At 65.0% G+C, this 18,627-nt stretch carries 17 protein-coding genes; 16 read left to right on the top strand and 1 reads right to left on the bottom strand.

All coding sequences use genetic code 11. The features are described 5' to 3' along the window. Window position 1 precedes the first annotated feature (1 nt). Genes ftsH through lysS form a run of 12 tightly spaced genes read left to right on the top strand, consistent with a single transcriptional unit; the run spans window position 2 to window position 11,606 of the window. On the top strand, window positions 2–2,296 hold the full coding sequence (gene ftsH / locus BJP07_RS02425; protein ID WP_071565904.1) for an ATP-dependent zinc metalloprotease FtsH: 2,295 nt from the start codon (window positions 2–4) through the stop codon (window positions 2,294–2,296). Continuing rightward, entirely contained in the window at window positions 2,286–2,858 is a 573-nt protein-coding gene (gene folE, locus BJP07_RS02420) for a GTP cyclohydrolase I FolE (protein WP_071565903.1), read from the top strand. The genes ftsH and folE overlap by 11 nt, the downstream gene beginning before the upstream one ends. A 2-nt stretch (window positions 2,859–2,860) precedes the next feature. After that, entirely contained in the window at window positions 2,861–3,721 is an 861-nt protein-coding gene (folP, locus tag BJP07_RS02415) for a dihydropteroate synthase (RefSeq protein WP_071565902.1), read from the top strand. Beyond that, complete coding sequence (gene folB / locus BJP07_RS02410; RefSeq protein ID WP_071565901.1) at window positions 3,714–4,094, top strand: dihydroneopterin aldolase; 381 nt, start codon at window positions 3,714–3,716, stop codon at window positions 4,092–4,094. The genes folP and folB overlap by 8 nt, the downstream gene beginning before the upstream one ends. After that, window positions 4,094–4,555 (top strand): 2-amino-4-hydroxy-6-hydroxymethyldihydropteridine diphosphokinase, encoded by a 462-nt coding sequence (gene folK, locus BJP07_RS02405; RefSeq protein WP_071565900.1) that lies wholly within the window; start codon window positions 4,094–4,096, stop codon window positions 4,553–4,555. Before folB ends, folK begins: the two co-directional genes overlap by 1 nt. After that, window positions 4,552–5,019 (top strand): DUF3180 domain-containing protein, encoded by a 468-nt coding sequence (locus BJP07_RS02400; protein ID WP_071565899.1) that lies wholly within the window; start codon window positions 4,552–4,554, stop codon window positions 5,017–5,019. Before folK ends, BJP07_RS02400 begins: the two co-directional genes overlap by 4 nt. A 10-nt stretch (window positions 5,020–5,029) precedes the next feature. Further along, complete coding sequence (locus tag BJP07_RS11150) at window positions 5,030–5,857, top strand: DUF6779 domain-containing protein (protein WP_177222496.1); 828 nt, start codon at window positions 5,030–5,032, stop codon at window positions 5,855–5,857. After that, complete coding sequence (locus tag BJP07_RS02385) at window positions 5,854–6,489, top strand: hypothetical protein (protein WP_071565897.1); 636 nt, start codon at window positions 5,854–5,856, stop codon at window positions 6,487–6,489. Before BJP07_RS11150 ends, BJP07_RS02385 begins: the two co-directional genes overlap by 4 nt. Beyond that, entirely contained in the window at window positions 6,486–7,292 is an 807-nt protein-coding gene (locus BJP07_RS02380; RefSeq protein ID WP_071565896.1) for a pantoate--beta-alanine ligase, read from the top strand. The genes BJP07_RS02385 and BJP07_RS02380 overlap by 4 nt, the downstream gene beginning before the upstream one ends. A 44-nt stretch (window positions 7,293–7,336) precedes the next feature. Beyond that, entirely contained in the window at window positions 7,337–8,623 is a 1,287-nt protein-coding gene (locus tag BJP07_RS02375; protein WP_071565895.1) for a hypothetical protein, read from the top strand. A gap of 12 nt (window positions 8,624–8,635) precedes the next feature. Continuing rightward, on the top strand, window positions 8,636–10,030 hold the full coding sequence (locus BJP07_RS02370; protein WP_071565894.1) for a DHA2 family efflux MFS transporter permease subunit: 1,395 nt from the start codon (window positions 8,636–8,638) through the stop codon (window positions 10,028–10,030). A gap of 25 nt (window positions 10,031–10,055) precedes the next feature. After that, entirely contained in the window at window positions 10,056–11,606 is a 1,551-nt protein-coding gene (gene lysS, locus BJP07_RS02365; protein WP_071565893.1) for a lysine--tRNA ligase, read from the top strand. Window positions 11,607–11,897: 291 nt separating this feature from the next. Here the strand turns inward: lysS and BJP07_RS02360 are convergent, their stop codons facing one another. Next, window positions 11,898–12,395, bottom strand: a complete 498-nt coding sequence (locus BJP07_RS02360) for an NINE protein (protein WP_071565892.1) — start codon at window positions 12,393–12,395, stop codon at window positions 11,898–11,900. Window positions 12,396–12,527: 132 nt separating this feature from the next. Here BJP07_RS02360 and BJP07_RS02355 point away from each other — a divergent pair, with 132 nt between their 5' ends. The 4 genes from BJP07_RS02355 to ptsP all read left to right on the top strand — a co-directional run bounded on the left by BJP07_RS02355 (window position 12,528) and on the right by ptsP (window position 18,444). Next, entirely contained in the window at window positions 12,528–13,670 is a 1,143-nt protein-coding gene (locus BJP07_RS02355) for a glycosyltransferase 87 family protein (RefSeq protein WP_071565891.1), read from the top strand. A 135-nt stretch (window positions 13,671–13,805) separates the two neighbouring features. Beyond that, window positions 13,806–15,881, top strand: a complete 2,076-nt coding sequence (locus tag BJP07_RS02350) for a glucose PTS transporter subunit IIA (protein ID WP_071565890.1) — start codon at window positions 13,806–13,808, stop codon at window positions 15,879–15,881. Between the two features lie 10 nt (window positions 15,882–15,891). Continuing rightward, entirely contained in the window at window positions 15,892–16,719 is an 828-nt protein-coding gene (locus tag BJP07_RS02345; RefSeq protein WP_071565889.1) for a PRD domain-containing protein, read from the top strand. A 33-nt stretch (window positions 16,720–16,752) separates the two neighbouring features. Next, window positions 16,753–18,444 (top strand): phosphoenolpyruvate--protein phosphotransferase, encoded by a 1,692-nt coding sequence (gene ptsP, locus BJP07_RS02340; protein WP_071565888.1) that lies wholly within the window; start codon window positions 16,753–16,755, stop codon window positions 18,442–18,444. Window positions 18,445–18,627: the final 183 nt, after the last annotated feature.

The raw sequence follows: 18,627 nt of genomic DNA, 5'->3' as shown, positions 1-18,627 counted from the left end.
TATGACCAAGAATAAAAACGTGTTGCGGTGGGGCCTGATCGGCGCCACCGTGCTTATTGTTTTGTACCTGCTCACCCTCATCGGGGATGACACCCGCGGCTACCAGCGCGTGGACACGTCGATCGCGATGGAGCAGCTGCAGAACAAGAACGCCAAGGAAGTCCAGATCGACGACCGCGAGCAGCGGGTCCGCATTGACCTGCGGGAGCCGATCACGGTCGAAGAGCGCGAGGGCGTCGAGCAGATTAGTGCGCAGTACCCGGCGCGCACCACGCCGGAGATTTTCGGCGCGGTGAAGGAAGCCGCCCCGGACAAGTACAAGACGAACGTGACGCAGGAGTCCTTCCTGATGTCGATGCTCGGCTTCATGCTGCCGATGGTGCTGATCTTCGGTCTGCTGTTCTTCTTCATGTACCGCATGCAGGCCGGTGGCGGCATGTTCGGCATTGGCTCGTCGAAGGCGAAGCAGCTGTCGAAGGATAATCCGACGAACACGTTCGCGGACGTCGCCGGCGCCGATGAGGCCGTCGATGAGCTGCAGGAGGTCGTGGACTTCCTCATCGACCCGAAGATTTACGAGTCGCTCGGCGCGAAGATTCCGCGCGGCGTACTGCTCTACGGCCCGCCCGGCACTGGTAAGACGCTGCTTGCGCGCGCTGTTGCGGGTGAGGCCGGGGTGCCGTTCTACACCATCTCCGGCTCTGACTTCGTCGAGATGTTCGTCGGCGTGGGCGCCTCCCGCGTGCGGGACTTGTTCAAGCAGGCCCGTGAGAACTCGCCTTGCATCATCTTTATCGACGAGATCGACGCCGTCGGCCGCCAGCGTGGCTCCGGCATGGGCGGCGGCCACGACGAGCGCGAGCAAACCCTGAACCAGCTGCTGGTGGAGATGGACGGCTTCGGCGACCGCGAGGGCGTGATCCTAATCGCGGCGACGAACCGCCCGGACATCCTGGACCCGGCGCTGCTGCGCCCGGGCCGCTTCGACCGCCAGATCCCGGTGACCAACCCGGACATCGCGGGCCGCGCCCAGATTTTGAAGGTGCACGCGAAGGGCAAGCCGTTGTCCAAGGACGTCGACCTGGATGCGCTGGCGAAGCGCACGGCCGGCATGAGTGGTGCGGACCTGGCCAACGTGCTCAACGAGGCCGCGCTGCTCACCGCCCGCATCGGCGGCAACGTGATTACCCCGGACGCGTTGGAGGAGGCCACGGACCGCGTGATTGGCGGGCCGCGCCGCTCCTCGAAGGTGATTTCGGAGAAGGAGAAGAAGGTCACCGCCTACCACGAGGGCGGGCACACGCTTTCGGCGTGGGCGCTCAAAGACATCGAGCGCGTTTACAAGGTCACCATCCTTGCCCGCGGCCGCACTGGCGGGTTCGCCATGACGGCCGACGAGGACGACAAGGGCATGTACAACCGCGACGAGCTCTTCGCCCAGCTCGTCTTCGCGATGGGTGGGCGTTCCGCGGAGGAGCTCGTCTTCGGCGAGCCGACCACGGGCGCGTCCAACGACATCGAGCAGGCCACGAAGATCGCGCGCGCGATGGTCACCGAGTACGGCATGACGTCGGCGCTGGGCACGGTGAAGTACGGGCAGGCCCAAGGCGACGCCTTCTCCGGCATGGGGGCGGGTGCCAAGATGGAGTCCTCGCCGGAGGTTGCGGCCACGATCGATAAGGAGGTACACACGCTTATCGACGCCGCTCACGCCACCGCCTACGGCATCCTGGAGCAGTACCGCGACCAGCTCGACACCATGGTGTCCAAGCTGCTGGAGAAGGAAACGCTGCGCCGCCAGGACCTCGAAGCGCTGCTCGAGGGCGTAGAGCCGCACCGGCCGCAGCTGCCCGCTTACGACATCCGCTTCGGCCGCCAGATCGGCCGCGAGCCCGTCAAGACCCCGGTCGAGCTCGCCGAAGAGCGTGGCGAGGAACCACCGAAGCGCTTCTCCATCCTTGAGGCGTCACGGGAGACGCGGGAGCGGCGTCGAAAAGAACGGGAGAAGGAGCACGGCGCTCCGCTGCCACCGCCGCCTGCGGGAGGCACCCCGACCTACGGCGGGCCGAAGCCGCCGAGCGACTGGACGTACCCGGGCGCGCCACAGGCGAAACCCGAGCCAGCGCCGAAACCCGAGCCCGAGCCGGATACGCACCCGGGCATGGACAACTACCGCCCGGACGAGGAGATCGGGTTCCGCCTGCCGGAGCACGAGCGCCCCGACCGACCCGACCGGCCTTCCGAAGAAGAGACCCAGCAGCTGCCACGACATAGGAGCAACGAGGATGACCAGTAAGTTCGACCGCGCCCGCGCTGAAGCCGCGGTGCGTGAGCTGCTTATCGCCGTCGGCGAAGACCCAGACCGCGAGGGGCTGAAGGAAACCCCGGCGCGAGTCGCGAAGGCGTACGAGGAAGTGTTCGCCGGGCTGCACCAGGACCCGACCGAGGTGCTCGAGAAGACGTTCGCGGAGGACTACCGGGAGCTCGTGCTGGTGCGCGACATCCCGGTGTACTCCACGTGCGAGCACCACCTCGTGCCGTTCTTTGGCAAGGCGCACGTCGGCTACATCCCGGGCAAGGAGGGCAAGGTGACTGGGCTGTCGAAGCTCGCCCGCCTGGCCGATTTGTACGCGAAGCGGCCACAGGTGCAGGAGCGGTTGACGGCGCAGATTGCGGACGCGATCGTCGATAAGCTGGGGGCTTCCGCCGTGATTGTGGTGCTGGAGTGTGAGCACCTGTGCATGGCGATGCGGGGCATCCGCAAGCCGGGCGCCGTGACGACGACCTCCGCGGTGCGCGGCGGCTTCCAGAACAACGCCGCCTCGCGCGCCGAGGTGCTAAGCCTGATAAGGAGCTAGGCATGGTCAGCAAGGTCAGTGTGCAGGACCTCACCGCGCCGGGGCGCACGACGGTGATGGGGATCGTCAACGTCACGGAGGATTCCTTCTCGGACGGCGGCAAGTGGCTCGCAGTTGACGACGCGCTCGCGCACGCCCACGACTTGGTCCGCCTGGGCGCGGACATCATCGACGTTGGGGCGGAGTCGACCAGGCCGGGCGCGACGCGTGTGCCCGCCGAGGTGGAAGCGGCGCGCGTTGCCCCGGTGATCCGGGCCCTTCACGAGGACGGCATCCGTACCTCCGTGGACACGATGCGCGCAGCCACCGCCGAGATCGCCGCTGAGGCCGGTGTGGACCTCATCAACGACGTCTCCGGCGGTCTCGCGGACCCCGGCATGTACGCCACGATGGCGCGCACGGACCTGCCGGTGTGCCTGATGCACTGGCGCGCCCAGCAGTTCGTGAACGCTTCCGGCGCCGCCGACCACGGCGGGGACGTGGTCGCAGACGTGCTCGGCGTGTTCGAGGAGCTGGTCGCCAACGCTACGGCGGCCGGGGTGCGCCCGGAGCAGATCACGTTGGACCCGGGCCTCGGCTTCGCCAAGACGCCGCAGGAGAACTGGCAGCTGCTCCAGGCCCTGCCCGCGCTCATGAACTGCGGCTACCCGCTGCTGGTGGGGGCCAGCCGCAAGCGCTTCCTCACGGGGGTGCGCGCCGCCCGGGGCCTCGAGCACGGGCCTGTCGATGCGGACCCAGCCACCGCCGCCGTGACCGCCCTGTGCGCCCAGGCGGGCGCCTGGTGCGTGCGCGTGCACGAGGTGGCCGTGTCGCGCGACGCCGTGGACGTGGCCGCCGCGTGGAAGGCGGGAAACCTTGGCTGACCGCATTGAACTCAAAGGCCTGTCCGTCTACGCGCACCACGGCGTATTGCCGCACGAGCGCGAGCACGGGCAGCGCTTCCTGCTGGACATCACCTGCTGGCTCGACTTCGCCGGTGCCGCCGCTTCTGACGACCTGACCCAGACGATGAACTACGCGGAGCTGGCCCAGCTGGCAAGCGATATCGCATCGGGCACGCCGCGTCAGCTCATCGAGACGGTGGCGACCGAGATCGCCGAGGCCGCCATGGAGCGTTTCGGCATCCTGCACGCGGTCGAGGTCACGCTGCATAAGCCGCACGCGCCGATCCCGCTGCCCTTCGAGGACGTTGCCGTGGTGGCGCGTCGTTCCCGCAAACGAATGGGGGCCCGCTGATGTATGCGATGATTTCGGCGGGTTCGAACATGGAGGATTCGCGCGCCCACCTTGCTTCGGTTGCCGAGGAGTTTGACGCGGAACTCCTCGAGGCAAGCTCGATCTACGTCACCAAGCCCTGGGGAGGGGTGGAGCAGCCGGACTTTTACAACCAGAGCTTTCTTATCGACCCCCCCCTCGACACCCCTTACAGCCTCCTTGCCCGGTGCCAGCGCCTTGAGCAGGAGGCGAACCGCACCCGCGACGTGCGCTGGGGGCCGCGGACGTTGGACGTGGACATCATCGACATTGAGGGCTACGAGATCGACGACATTGAGCTGACGGTACCGCACCCTCGTGCGCACTTGCGCGAGTTCGTGCTGGTTCCGTGGCTGGAGATCGACCCGGGGGCCTGCTTGCGAGGCCGCCCGGTGCGTGAATGGCTCGCGAAGCTTGAACCGCAGGGGGTTCGCAAGCTGTGAAACGAACACCGCTGGCCGGGGTTGTCGCCGCGTTCGGGTTTTGTACCGCCGCGGCGTTCATCGTTGTGCGCCGCCTGTTCGGCCTGCTTGAGTCGCTGAACATGGTGGTGCCGCTCAGCCTTTGGATCGTGGCCGCGGTCTGCTTTTACGTTGCGTTCATGGTGCGCAAGCGCCGCGAGGAGGGCAAGGTTGGGTTGGACCGCAGCCAACTCAACCCGATGATGGCGGCGAACTTCATGCTGTTTGGCAAGGCCTGCACGTGGGCAGGAGCGGTCAGCGGCGGGCTGTACGCGGGGTGCCTGCTCTTCGTGCTTCCGCGGTTGCACATACTGGCGGCGGCGTCGCAGGATGTGCCGCCCTTGGTGTCCGGCGCGTTAGGCGGCATCACGCTGGCGGTGGCCGGTGTGGTGCTGGAACGGGTGTGTGAGGTGTCGCCACCCTCAAGTGGAGAACAGGTTAGCTAAGGTAGTGGGCATGAAAAATACTTGGGTGATTGTTCCATTTGTGGCTGCGCTTGCAGGCACAGTGGTGATGTTGTTTACCAACTCCGCGAACATACTCAAGCTTTCGTTGATTTTGGCGTTGTGGGCGGCCGTCGCAGGCCTCATCGTGATCTACCGCCTGCGCCGCGACAACGAGGAGGTCACGCGCTTGCAGGAGGAGCGGGAGAAGACGTTCGCCGCAGAGCTCGAGGCCGCGCGCGCTGGCGCACCTTCGGGTGTCGACGCCCCCTCCGAGGAACTGCTGCGTGATATCCAGGAGGAGCTGCGTTCTTTGCGCTCCACGATCGAGGAGATGAGCGGTCACGTCTTCGAGTACGAGCCCGCCGCCGTGCACGCCGCGGCGCGCCGCATCCAGGAGATCGAATCTTTCACCCAGCCGGCCTACGAGCCGTCCGACGACCGTCCTGCTGGGGCGCCGTCCTCCGACGCGATCGCCGGCCGCATCGGTAGCCAACCAACCCGGGAGACCCAGAACCCGCTCACGGCGCTGATTAGCGAGCACCAGGCGAAGCAGGAAGCCCAGGAGTCGCAGAAGCCCGCACCGGAACCTGTACCCGAGCCGGCCCCTGAGCCTGAGCCGGAACCGGCTCCTGCGCCCGACCCAGAACCGGAGCCAGCTCCTGAGCCAACACCAGCTCCTGAGCCTGAGTACGGCCGCCACGAGCAGCCCACCGAAGTCATCGCGGCCGTCGAGACCCCACCCGAGCCGGAACCGCGCGCCGGGGGACGTCGCCGCCGCGACGCGGCTGGCGAGAATGCAGTGTCCGTCGCCGAGCTCTTGGCACGTCGTAACAAATGAGTCCAACGCTCACCGTCGCCGCCTGGCGTGGCCCCAGCGCGCTCAGCGAACAACTTGCGCGCGCCGGGCACCACGTGACGTACCCGCGCACGGCCGCGGACATCGCCCCCGCCGACCTGGTACTCATCGAAGGCCCCGCTGACCTCATCGAGCGCGCCGCCGCCGAGTGCGCGCCGTTCGTGCGGCCGAAGCAGATGTTCTGGCACACCAACCTGGACCACGGCGCCCAGCTCCTCGACGAGGTCGAGGTCGCGGGGGCCGTCGTCATGTGCGCGCACAACATCGTGGACAATGTGTGGGTCACCTCCGCGGCCGACGAGCTGGGGGATACCGTGATCGCGCTGCTGCTCGGGGAGCTCGGGCAACTCACGATGCCGGTCAGCGACGCCGACCGCCCCCTGGTGGCCACCGCCCAGCACCTGCGCGCCCTGCAGCGCGTCGTCAAAGAAGATGCGCTGAGCCTGCTGCGGCAGGCGAACCCCAACTTCGAGGCGGTCGCCGACGCCTTCGACGGCGCCGAACTGCCGCCGCTGCGCCCGCTCGACCGGGCACCGGTTGGGGGAGAAGGGGTGCGCCGATTAGTAGAAGCATTGGAGCGCCGCGCGGCGCAGCAACGAGAGGAAGACCTGTGACCTTTGAACCTGGCAACGCAGTTGTCGTGCGTGATGAGCAGCTGCTGGCCACCTACGGGCGTGCATTCCGCAAGATCGGCAAGACGATCGCGGTCGTGCCGCTCGGCGCGGATGTCCACGCCGGGCATATCGAACTGATCCGGGCGGCGAAGTCGCTGCTCGGCGCGTACGTGTTCGTCACCTACTCCGGCGAGGAGGTACCCGAGACCTTCCGCAACGAGGGCGTCGACGTGGTCTTCCACGGCGAGCTGCGCACCGCCGTGAGCGTGAACACCGGCATGGACCACCTTGACGATGCCGACGCCATAGCGCGCGACGTCGCCCGCATCCTCGCGGTGCTCAACGCCACCCATGCCACCGACCTGGTGATGGGGGAGAAGGACTTCGAGCTGCTCGTCGCCACGCAACTGGCCGTGGCTGGCCTGCGCATGGAGGTGAAGCTGCACAGCGTGCCCACCGTGCGCATGTCGGACGGGCTGGCGCTCTCGCTTCGCAATGAACGCGTCGCCGAAGACGCCCACGACCAGGCGCTCGCGCTGTCCGCGGCCCTGACCGCCGGGGCTCACGCCGCTGAGCACGGCGCCGAAACGGTCCTGGACACCACGCGTGGCGTGCTCGAGGCCGCAGGGGTTGCGCCCGCTTACCTTGCCGTGCGCGACCTAGCCATGCGCGAGGCCCCCGCCCACGGCGACGCCCGCCTGCTCGCCGCGATCGACCTGCCCGCCGCAGACGGCGGCACGGTGCGCCTCCACGACAACGTTGGCCTGCCGCTCGGCATCGGGTTCAAACACATCGAGGACTAGGACTGATACGGAGGAACGGCGAGTTATTCGCTACACTCTTTGGCATGCCTATAGACCTGATTGCTGGAATCCTGAACGAGCGCTTCGGCATGGACTTCACCCCCGAGCAAGTCCAAGCCACAGGACGCACCGAGGACTCACAGCTCTTCGTCGCCAGCAATGATGCAGGACAGGCGGTCGAAGTCGAGCTTTTCGACGCCGCCCAGCCCGAAGACCAACGCCGCGACATCGCAGGCCTGAACCGGGCGCTTGCCGCTTCGAACCACCCGGGCGCGTTCCAACCGCGCAGCGCCGGTTACACCGACGACGGCCACCTCTACGTGCTTCGTGAGGCCCCCACCGGTGCCTCGCTGGCCCGCCTCATCGCCGACAAGCGCGCCGACGGCGGCGTGTTCACCCCCGCCGAGGCCCGCGAACTGCTCATCGGCGTGGCCGAAGCCATCGACGACTATGACGCCCAGGGGCTCGGCGCGTTCGTCGCCCGCTCCGTGGATGCCTCCCGGATGCTCGTGCAGCCGGCGTGGTCCAGCGTCCCCGTCAAGCTCACCCTGGTCGGCCCGACGGCCACCGCCGCCGAGCACACTGAGGAGCAGCACGCGGCGAACGTCGCTAGCTTCATCGACCTGTTTAACTCCATGACCGGACTCGACGTCGACGAGGACGCCGCCAAGGCTGCTACCGGCTGCGTTGGCTACCTCAACGCCGTCGCTGGTGAACCGTTGGATGAGCCCGAGGTATCCCCGGTCGCGCCGGGAGCCACCGACGGCTACCGCCAGCCACCGCAGCCCTACCCATACGGGCCGACTGGCGAGTACGTCCGCCCAGAGGATGAGAAGAAGTTCAAGCTCTGGCCGTGGATCGCTGCTATCGTGGCGCTGCTGCTCATCGCTGCCGGCGGCATCTGGTATTGGATGCAGCACCGCGGCGAGGAATGGGTCGGCGTCGAAGCCGAGATTGCCGAGACCTACCCCGGCATCGTGTCTGACAAGGCCGGGCAGAAGGGCTGGCACGGCCTGATCTGTGAGTCCGCAACACCGGACGAAGGCCAGGAAGGCAAGATTAGGTGCTCGGATGAGACGTTGGGGGTTTCCGTCGCAAAATATGTGTCCTCTGATGCGCTCGATCGCGTCCTGCCGGACCCGAAGGAAGCCGTCGTGCTGGGCTCCGGCGAGTGCCTTATCTACGACTACCAGCTTCCCGACGCCACCCCGCCAGCCTTCGTGCTGACCCCGCGCGCTGAGCGCGAATACATGGTGGTCATCAACGGCGACGACGCCGAAACACAGCGCCTCGACCTGCCTCTCTGTGCCCCAGCAGCCGACGAGGAGTAGCCTTAGCGGGCTATGAAATCAACGAACCCAGTACTGCTCATTGGGGTGCTGGTGGTTTCCGCGATGATGATGATCTTCAACGAGACCACCGTCGCCGTTGCCCTGCCCGCCATCATGGAGGATTTCGGCGTTCCCGCCGATACAGCCCAGTGGCTGATGACCGGCTTCCTCCTCACCATGTCCGTGGCGATCCCGGCCTCCGGCTTCGTCATCCAGCGCCTCAGCACTCGCACCGTCTACTTCGCCTCGATGGCGTTGTTTATCGTCGGCTGTGTCATGGCGGCCACCGCTCCCTCGTTCGCGGTGCTGCTCGCCGCGCGCGTAGTGCAGGCGCTTGGCACGGCGGCGATGTTGCCGCTGCTCATGACGGTGACCGTGACCGTGGTCGCCCCGCAGCGCCGTGGCACGGTGATGGGGCTCAACGCGGTGGTGATGTCGGTTGCACCAGCACTCGGGCCCACGCTTGCCGGGTTCGTGCTCGGCGCGTTTACCTGGCACCACATTTTCTGGGTGATGGTGCCCATCCCGGCCGCCGCCGTCGCACTCGCGGTGTTCGCCCTCCCGAACGTCGGCGAGCGTCACGACGCCCCACTCGACATTCTCTCGGTGCTCCTTTCAGCACTCGCGTTCGGTGGCCTTGTCTACGGCCTATCGACGATCACCTCTCTCCTCACCGGTGAATCCTGGAACCCTCTTGTGGCCCTGGTGATCGGCGCGGTCTTCCTCGTGCTGTTCGTCTGCAGGCAGCTGCGCCTCGCGCCAACCGGGCGCGCGCTGCTCGACCTTAGCGTCTTTACCCACCGCAACTTCGCATTCTCCGTGGTGGGCGTGTTCATCGCCTTCGGCATCCTGCTGGGCACCGTGAACATCCTGCCCGTCTACATGCAGGTCGGCCTGGGGATTTCCACGGTGGCCACCGGCCTGATCCTGCTGCCCGGCGGCATCGCGCAAGGCATCGCGTCCCCAATCGCGGGGCGCTGCTACGACGCGTACGGGCCCCGGCCCTTGACCATCCCGGGCGCGGTGCTGATGCTGGCCTCCCAGTGGATCCTGGTCATGATCCTCGCCGACGACACCCCGCAGTGGCAGCTCGTCGCCGTGCTGATCCTGGTCAACGTAGCGATGTCCATGATCATGACCCCACTGATGACAGTGTCGCTGTCCTCGCTGCCGTCGCAGCTCTACGCCCACGGCTCCGCGGCGCTCAACACGCTGCAACAGCTCGGCGGAGCGGCGGGCACCGCGGTATTCATCGCCACGATGACTATGGGCACACAGGCCACCGGCAGTGCCTCCGACGGGACGGCGCGCGCCTTCATCGTTGGTGGCGTCGGCATGCTACTCGTCGTCGTGGCGGTGTGCTTCGTGGGAGCCAAGCCGAATACACGACTAATTGACCGAGGCTAACCCCAACCGACTAGGCTAAGTCAGCGTGAAGAATCAAACAACGCAGGACCTCTCCGAACAGCAACAGTTCCGTCGTGCGAAGCGCGAGAAGCTTCTCTCCGAAGGTCGCGACGCCTACCCAGTCGTCGTCGACCGCACGACCTCCTTGCGCGAGCTGCGCCTGAAGTACCGCGCCGTGCCCGAAGGCGAAGGCGACGGCCAGTTCAACCTCGCGCCGGGCGAAGAGACCCAGGACGTCGTCGCCGTCGCGGGCCGCATTATGTTCCAGCGCAACACCGGCAAGCTGTGCTTCGCCACCCTCCAAGAGGGCGATGGCACCCAGCTACAGGTCATGCTTTCCCTCGCGGAAGTGGGGGAGGAGGCACTCGCATCCTGGAAGGCCGACACCGACCTCGGTGACATCGTCTCCGTCCGCGGCCGCGTCATCGCTTCCCGACGCGGCGAGCTCTCCGTCCAGGCCCAGTCCTGGCACATGGCGTCCAAGGCACTGCGCCCACTTCCTGTCGCGTTCGCCGACATGAACGAGGAGCAGCGTGTCCGCCACCGCTACACCGACCTCATCATGCGCGAAGACGCCCGCAAGAACGCCATGACCCGTATCAAGGTCATCGCTGCTGTGCGCAAGTTCCTCACCGGCTACGACTTCGTCGAGGTCGAAACGCCGATGCTGCAGACCCTGCACGGCGGCGCCGCGGCCCGCCCGTTCATCACCCGCTCCAATGCGCTCGACATGGACCTCTACCTGCGCATCGCACCCGAGCTTTACCTCAAGCGCTGCGTCGTCGGCGGCATCGAGCGCGTCTTCGAGCTCAACCGCAACTTCCGCAACGAGGGCGTCGACTCCTCCCACTCGCCCGAGTTCACCATGCTCGAGACCTACCAAGCATGGGGCACCTACAAGGACGGCGCGAAGACCATGAAGGACCTCGTGCAGTTCTGCGCCAAGGAAGTCTTTGGCTCCACCACCGTCACCCTCCCCGACGGCACCGAGTACGACCTCGGCGGCGAGTGGAAAGTCATGGAGATGTACCCCTCGCTCAACGAGGCACTTCAGCGGAAGTTCCCAGGCCAGCCAGAGGTCACCATCGAGTCCTCCGTGGAGGAACTCAAGGGCATTGCCGACGTCATCGGCCTGAAGGTGCCGAAGGATGAGGGCTGGCTGCACGGCAAGCTCGTCGAGGAGATCTGGGAGCACCTCTGCTCCGACCAGCTCTACGAACCGACCTTCGTGATTAACTTCCCAGTCGAGACGTCCCCGCTGACCCGCGACCACCGCGAGCAGCCCGGCGTCACCGAGAAGTTCGACCTCTACGTCCGCGGCTTCGAGCTGGCCACCGGCTACTCCGAACTTGTCGACCCCGTCATCCAACGCGAACGCTTCGAAGACCAAGCCCGCCTCGCCGCGCACGGCGACGACGAAGCCATGGTCCTCGACGAGGACTTCCTCGCCGCCATGGAACAGGGCATGCCGCCAACCGCCGGCTGCGGTATGGGCATCGACCGCCTGCTGATGGCTTTGACCGGCCTCGGCATCCGCGAAACCGTGCTCTTCCCGCTGGTGAAGCCGGAGGTGTAGGGCCGGTTTCTTGCTGGTTCGCTTTGGTTGAGCCCGCTGATCCCTGTTTTCAGAAAAGTTCCCGCCATTTCAGGAATGGCGGGAACGTTTTTCGTTGACAGGCGTCGCGACCTGCAGAAACGCCTGTGCCGGTCGGCCGGAACCGGCCTCAAACACAAAATGGTTCCCGAGCGTGGGAACTTTTTCACGTGGCTCGAATACAGAGGACCATAAGAATGTGTGACCCGTGTTGATGGGGGTTGTCCCAAACACAGGTCCTCAGCCACGGAGCTGAGGGCAACCGCCGGAAGTTTACTTCAGCGGGATGCCGTTGGCGTCGGTGTCGTAGCTTCCGCCGCCGACGAGGACCATGATCATCTCGATGATGCACCACACCCACAGTGCCAGGAAGATCGGGGTGGAAACGATCCAGCCGACAAACGGGATCAGGCTGAACAGGCTGCCGGTAAGGAAGAAGCCCACTTTGACGACGCCACGGAAGTTCTGCCCAAGATAGAAGTTGCCGATGCCGAACGAGCCCAGGAAGAAGAACAACGCCGCCGCGAGGAACTTGTTCTTTTGGGGCACAGCATGCCCGTAGGCCATCTGCATCTGCTGCATCTGGGGCGGTTGTGCGGGTGTGAACTGTTGCATCTGCGGCTGTCCGTACGGTGAACCCTGCCCGTATTGCCCGAACTGCCCGAAGTTCTGCTGCCCGAACTGCCCGAAGTTTTGTGGCTGTTGGAATTGGCTGGTTGGCTGCGGGATTGGGAGCCCGTCTTTGTCGTACATGGGCTGCGGGTTGTTCATGTGCTTCCTCAATTCAAGGCGGTCGGGAAAGGATCATTCCGTAGTGTAGTTCATTTATGTCGGTTGTCATCGGTATGATGCGCAGAGTTAGGCAGCAGAGTTGGTCAACAGTGATGGGCGTAAGGCGATGCGATGGTGAAGCAGGTTTCGTTGTGGGTGTGGGTGCTTGTTGGGGTGCTCGCGGCTGCGAGTGGGCTCAGTGAGGTCTTCGGTGCTGCTGCGCGCGGCGAGCTGTTGGACGTCGGGGTGTTTCGCGACGCCGGCAACGCCCTGACCAGCGGCGCCGACCTGTATGACGACTTCCCGACGCGCAGCGGGTTCCGCTTCATCTACCCGCCGTTTGCGGCCCTGCTGTTTGTGCCGTTGACGTGGATGCCGGAGCCGGTGATGGACGTGGTGTGGACGTTGGCGACGATGGCGTGCGTGGCGCTCATTTCGTGGTTGGCGTTGCGCAGGCTGGATGTGAAGGTGACGCCGCTGGTGCTGGTGGGGGTGATTGCGTGGTCGCTGGCGATTGATCCGCTGCAGGCGAATTTCTTCTTCGGTCAGATTAACGTGTTCCTGTTTGCGCTGGTCGTGGTGGATGTGCTGGGCCTGTTGCCGAGGCAGTTGCGCGGTGTCGGTGTGGGGATTGCAGCCGGGATTAAGATCACGCCGGCGGCGTTCGCGATTTTGTTCTTGGTGAAGAAGGATTGGGCGTCGGTGGCGCGTGCTGCGGGGACGTTTGTGGGCACGATCCTGATTGGTGTGCTGATGCGCCCCGCGGAGACCTGGTACTACTTCACCGACGAGTTCTTCAATACCGACCGCGGCGGCAACGCGATGTACCCGCCGAATCAGGCGCTGTCCGGGCTGTTTGCCCGCGCTGGGCTGGACGCCCCGACGGGGGTCATTTTCCTTGTATTCGCGCTGCTCACTGGTTTGGGTGCGTGGTATTTGCTGCGTCGTGGGCTGGATGTGCACGCGCTGTTTTTTGTCGCGCTGGGCATTAGCGTGGGTGGGCCGTATGCGGTGTCGCACCACTTCTCCTGCGTGGTGTTGGTGGTCCCGCTGATTTTTGCGGCGGTGCCGTCGGTGTGGAAGCTCGCGCACGTGCTTTATGTCGCGGTGCTGTTTGTGCCTTCGTATCAGCTGTACCCGGAGGTTGATGCCTACAGCTTCTCGACGCCCCTTTGGTACATGGGCAACCTGATCGGGTTGGCGTCGCTGGCGATGTGGGCAGCGCTGCTTCTGGAGCGCTGGTTCCCAGCTGAGAGCAAACTTATTGCGCACTAAAACGTTCCGACATATAGTGGAACGTAATACCAACCACAGGGTTGTTACCTGCCGGTTCCGGCGGGGCAAGACCTGGGACGTTTTCGCGTCTCGGGTCTTTTTTCATCCCTGGATCTTTGAAGAAAAGGAGTGAACATGGCAACCAAGCAGGCCGGCTTGCAGGAGCAGGCGGCGGATATCCTTGCGGGGATTGGTGGTGCGGACAACATTGCGTCATTTACGCACTGTGCGACCCGTTTGCGCTTCGAGCTGAACGACGCCTCCCTGGCTGATAAGGAGCGTCTCGAGGCGAATCCGAAGGTGATGGGTGCGGTGCCGCAGGGCGGGTCGCACTACCAGGTGATTGTTGGCGGAGACGTCGCGACGGTGTACAACGCAATGAACAACCTGCCTGAGATGCAGTCACGTGGCAGCCAGAGCAACGACGACGTGAAGGCGGCCCAGCGCGCGAAGGCGCAGGGCAAGGTGCCTTGGATGGATGCGTTCTTCGAGTACCTCTCGGATTCCTTTAGGCCGATTCTGGGCGTGTTGCTTGGGGCGTCGTTAATTATTGCGTTTGCTGCGGTGATGGACGCGCTGGGCTTTGTTGACTTCCGTGCGGAGGTGAAGACGCCGGGTTGGCAGTTCGTCGACGCGATGTGGCGCTCGGTGTTCTACTTCCTGCCGGTGATGGTGGCGTACAACGCGGGCAAGAAGCTCAACATTGAGCCGTGGGTGCCTGCCGCTGTCATCCTGGCGCTGTTCACCCCTGAGTTCATGGGGCTGGCGGAGCACCCGGATGCTGTGACTGAGGTCAACAACTTGCTCGGCACCGAGGTCAGCCGCGTGACGGTGATGGGCTTGCCGATGCTGCTGCCTGACTACGGTGGCAACGTGTTCGTGCCGCTCATCATGGCGGTTATTGCGGCCATGGTGTACAAGGGCTTCCAGAAGCTCATTCCGTCCGCGGTCCACATGGTGTTCGTGCCGTTCCTCACCCTGCTGGTGATGATCCCAGTCACCGCGATCGTGATTGGCCCGCTCGGCTACGCGCTGGGCGCGTGGATCGGTGTTGGTCTTGCGTGGCTGAACGGCAACGCGCCGTTCGTGTTCGCCATCCTGATCCCTATGCTGTACCCGTTCCTGGTGCCACTCGGCCTGCACTGGCCACTCAACGCCCTGATGCTGGTCAACATTCAGACCCTGGGCTACGACTTCATCCAGGGCCCAATGGGTGCTTGGAACTTCGCCTGCTTCGGTGCAACCGCGGCAGTGTTCGCGCTCTCGCTGCGCGATAAGGACCCGCTCATGCGCCAGACCTCCGGTTCGGCGCTGGCGGCTGGTCTCTTCGGTGGTATTTCGGAGCCTTCCCTCTACGGTATCCACCTGCGCTACAAGAGGATCTACCCGCGCATGCTGGTGGGCTGCTTCACCGGTGGCCTGACCATCGCTATCCTGGGCACCCCGTTCGGCGGCGTGCAGACCAACGCGTTCGTGTTCACGTCGCTGCTGACCACCGTGGTCTTCAGCCCGATCTGGGTATACGTGATCGCGATTGCGGTTGCGTTCTTCACCTCGTTCTTCGTCATCTACTTCACCGACTACCGCACCCCGGAGGAGCGTGAAGAGGCCCTGGCTCGCGCACGCGCAGCACAGGAAGAGCAGGAGCAGGAGGAGGCCCCGGCAGTTGCTGCAGCACCGGCGGCAGCCGCCGCGCCAGCCGCTGCAGCAGCAGAGGCCGAGGCAGACGCGCCTGCAACCCCTGCAGTGGACACCCGCGAGGTCAACGCGCCGATTGCCGGCAAGGTCGTCCCGATGGACCAGATTCAGGACGCCGCGTTCGCATCTGGTGCGCTCGGCCAGGCGATTGGCGTGTTGCCGGAAGGTGGCGTCGAGAAGGTTGTGGCGCCGGTTGCTGGCAAGGTGATCTCTGTTGCGAAGACGGGCCACGCCTACGGCATCAAGACTGACGACGGCGTCGAGGTCCTCGTCCACATCGGCATTGACACCGTCAAGCTGAAGGGCGAAGGCTTCACCCCGCTCGTGGAGAAGAAGCAGCGCGTCGAAATTGGTGACGCCCTCGCGGACGTCGACTTCGGCGCAATCGCAGGTCACGGCGTGGACACCACAGTGATTATGACCGTGGTCAACTCCAAGACGCTGGCTGCTGTGGAAGATATCGCCACCGGCGAGGCCGAGGTCGGCCAGCCATTGTTGGGGGTAACCAAGTAGGGTCGAGTGCATGCAAATACTCCGCATCTTTAACAACAACGTCGTCCTGGCCCGTCGCGGGTCGGAGGATGTTGTGGTGACCGGTCGGGGCGTCGCCTTCGGAGCGAAGAAGGGCGACCTCCTCGACGAGTCGAAGGTGCAGCGAGTTTTTGTCCCGGTGGATGGTCGTGACCCGGACCACTCCGGCGAGATGATCGCTGGTTTTCCCGCCGAAGACGTCCATCGGGTGACTGCAGCGTTGGAGGCCGTGGGCGCCAAGCCCGGCATCACGCTGGTCACCGCGGTGACGGACCACATCATCAATGCGTTAGAGCGCGCCTCGCGAGGCGAGAACATCGCGTACCCGCTGCGCGCCGAGGTCCAATACCTTTATCCAGCAGAGTATGAACAAGGTGAGCGCCTGCTGGAGCGCATCAACGAGCTTTTCGACGCCACCCTGCCCGCCACCGAGGCCACCGCGCTTGCGATGCACCTGGTCAACGCCGGTTTCAACACTGGCGATCTGGCGCATACGTACCGGATGACGGGGTTGATTCAGCAGATGTTGCAGATCATTGAAGCTGAGATCGGGGTTGAGTTCGAAGCGTCGTCGATAAACGTGGCCCGGTTTATTACTCACATTCGTTATCTATTTGTTCGCCTTGAGCAGGGGAAACAACTCGAGCGCGGAAATTCTCCGCTGGCGCGTGAGTTGGCGCGCGGTTACCCGCGGGAAGTTGAGTGCGCGCGAAAAGTGGCCGCTGTAGTGGAGCTTCGCTTCGATACGGCGTTGACAGAAGATGAAATTGCGTACCTTGCTCTGCACGTTGCGCGTCTCAGCGCGTACCATCAAATGTAATACCATTAGCTTGATTGCTGAAAGGACACACTCATGACTGACCGCACCGTCTTGTATGGAATCGGGGTTTCCTCAGGTACTGCCTCTGGCCCGGTCGCAGTTGTCACACCCGCCGTTGGTATCGACGAGCACGAACAACCATGCACCGACCCAGACGCCGACGGCGAGCGTGTCGTCGCCGTCCTGGAAGAGGTTTCCGCGTCTCTGACGGCGCGCGCAGAGCACGCGAACTCCGAAACGTCCAAGGCCGTCCTTGAGGCAACCGCTGCCTTGGCGAAAGACCGCGGCCTGGTGCGCGGCATCAAGAAAGAGCTGAAGAAGGGCAGCGGCGTGACCAAGGCGGTGCACGACGCAGTGGAAGCGTATGCGGCGAAGTTCCGCAAGCTCGGCGGCTACATGGCGGAGCGCGTCACCGACCTCTACGACATCCGCGACCGCACCACTGCGCGCTTGCGCGGGCTGCCGGAGCCAGGTGTGCCTGCCCTTGAGGAACCATCGGTGCTCGTCGCGAACGACCTTGCGCCTGCTGAGACGGCGACGCTGGACCCGGAGTTGGTCGTCGGCATCGTCACAGAGGCCGGCGGTGCGACTTCGCACACGGCGATCCTCGCCGCGCAGCTCGGCATCCCGGCAGCAGTGCAGGTCAAGGGGGTCAGCGAGGCGCTTGCCGACGCCCCAGCGATCGCCCTCGACGGCGGTGTCGGCGAAGTGATCGTTTCCCCGAACGAGTCGGACGTCGCTGAGCTGGAGGAGCGCTCTCGCCGCCGCGCAGCCGCCCTGGCAGGTTCCTCCGGTGAGGGTGCCACCCGCGACGGCTACCGCGTGAAGCTTTTGGCCAACATCGGCACCGCGGACGACGCCGCGAAGGCCTCCGGCTACGACCTGGAAGGCTCCGGCCTGTTCCGCACTGAGTTCCTCTTCCTGGACCGCGACTCCGCGCCAAGCGTCGAGGAGCAGACCGAGACCTACACCAAGGTGCTGCAGGCATTCGGTGACCGTCGCGTTGTCGTGCGCACCCTGGACGCGGGCGCTGACAAGCCACTGTCCTTCGCCGACCTCGGTGAAGAGGAGAACCCGGCGTTGGGGCGTCGCGGCCTGCGTCTGTCGATGGCCCGCGAAGACCTCCTCGACGACCAGCTCAAGGCGCTGGCCGCTGCCCACAAGGCCGTCCCAGAGGCCGAGCTGTGGGTTATGGCCCCAATGGTGGCCACGGTAGAGGAGACCTGTTGGTTCACCGAGCGCGCACGTGCCCACGGCTTGCCGAAGGTCGGCGTGATGGTGGAGACCCCAGCGGCCGCAATCCGCTCCTCTCACATCCTGGACATCGCGGACTTCGCGTCCATCGGTACCAATGACCTGTCGCAGTACACCATGGCGGCCGACCGTATGGAGGGCGAGCTCGCAGAGCTGCTCACCCCGTGGCAACCGGCAACGCTGGCCATGATCCGCGAGACCTGCCGCGGCGGCGAAGCCACCGGCAAGTCCATCGGCGTCTGTGGCGAGGCAGGCGGCGACCCACTCATGGCGCTCGTTCTCGTCGGCCTGGGCGTGAGCTCCCTGTCCATGGCGCCGGGCAAGGTCAACGCGGTGCGCGCCGCGCTGCGCCTGCACGACCGCGACACCTGCCGCCAGATGGCAAACTTTGCCGTCGACGCCCCGACTGCGAAGGAGGCACGCGAGAACGTGCTCAAGATCGCGGATCCGGTGCTGCGCGACTTGCTTTAAGGTGTCCGGTTGGGGCCGGAGGAGACGTCGAAAAGCCTCTGTTCGCTACGAGCGAACATCCGGTCTGAGCTGGTGCGATGGCCCCTGAAGCCATGAATTGACGCCCTCGGCGGGACGATGTGTCCGCCGAGGGCGTTATGGTTGGTGACAACTCTTTAAAACCGTTATTAGTAAGGGGTCAGC

Origin of the sequence: Corynebacterium sp. NML130628 (assembly GCF_001875665.1) — a bacterium.
Lineage (GTDB): Bacteria > Actinomycetota > Actinomycetes > Mycobacteriales > Mycobacteriaceae > Corynebacterium.
This window is presented reverse-complemented; position numbering and strand designations above follow the sequence as displayed.

What these genes read in the sequence shown, in the direction of transcription:
- folE (WP_071565903.1), top strand. Translation starts at nt 2,286, where the DNA reads ATGACCAGTAAGTTCGACCGCGCCCGCGCTGAAGCCGCGGTGCGTGAG.
- BJP07_RS02350 (WP_071565890.1), top strand. Translation starts at nt 13,806, where the DNA reads ATGGCAACCAAGCAGGCCGGCTTGCAGGAGCAGGCGGCGGATATCCTT.
- BJP07_RS02375 (WP_071565895.1), top strand. Translation starts at nt 7,337, where the DNA reads ATGCCTATAGACCTGATTGCTGGAATCCTGAACGAGCGCTTCGGCATG.
- BJP07_RS02370 (WP_071565894.1), top strand. Translation starts at nt 8,636, where the DNA reads ATGAAATCAACGAACCCAGTACTGCTCATTGGGGTGCTGGTGGTTTCC.
- ftsH (WP_071565904.1), top strand. Translation starts at nt 2, where the DNA reads ATGACCAAGAATAAAAACGTGTTGCGGTGGGGCCTGATCGGCGCCACC.
- BJP07_RS11150 (WP_177222496.1), top strand. Translation starts at nt 5,030, where the DNA reads ATGAAAAATACTTGGGTGATTGTTCCATTTGTGGCTGCGCTTGCAGGC.
- BJP07_RS02355 (WP_071565891.1), top strand. Translation starts at nt 12,528, where the DNA reads ATGGTGAAGCAGGTTTCGTTGTGGGTGTGGGTGCTTGTTGGGGTGCTC.
- folK (WP_071565900.1), top strand. Translation starts at nt 4,094, where the DNA reads ATGTATGCGATGATTTCGGCGGGTTCGAACATGGAGGATTCGCGCGCC.
- ptsP (WP_071565888.1), top strand. Translation starts at nt 16,753, where the DNA reads ATGACTGACCGCACCGTCTTGTATGGAATCGGGGTTTCCTCAGGTACT.
- folP (WP_071565902.1), top strand. Translation starts at nt 2,861, where the DNA reads ATGGTCAGCAAGGTCAGTGTGCAGGACCTCACCGCGCCGGGGCGCACG.
- BJP07_RS02360 (WP_071565892.1), bottom strand. Translation starts at nt 12,395, where the DNA reads ATGAACAACCCGCAGCCCATGTACGACAAAGACGGGCTCCCAATCCCG.
- BJP07_RS02385 (WP_071565897.1), top strand. Translation starts at nt 5,854, where the DNA reads ATGAGTCCAACGCTCACCGTCGCCGCCTGGCGTGGCCCCAGCGCGCTC.
- BJP07_RS02345 (WP_071565889.1), top strand. Translation starts at nt 15,892, where the DNA reads ATGCAAATACTCCGCATCTTTAACAACAACGTCGTCCTGGCCCGTCGC.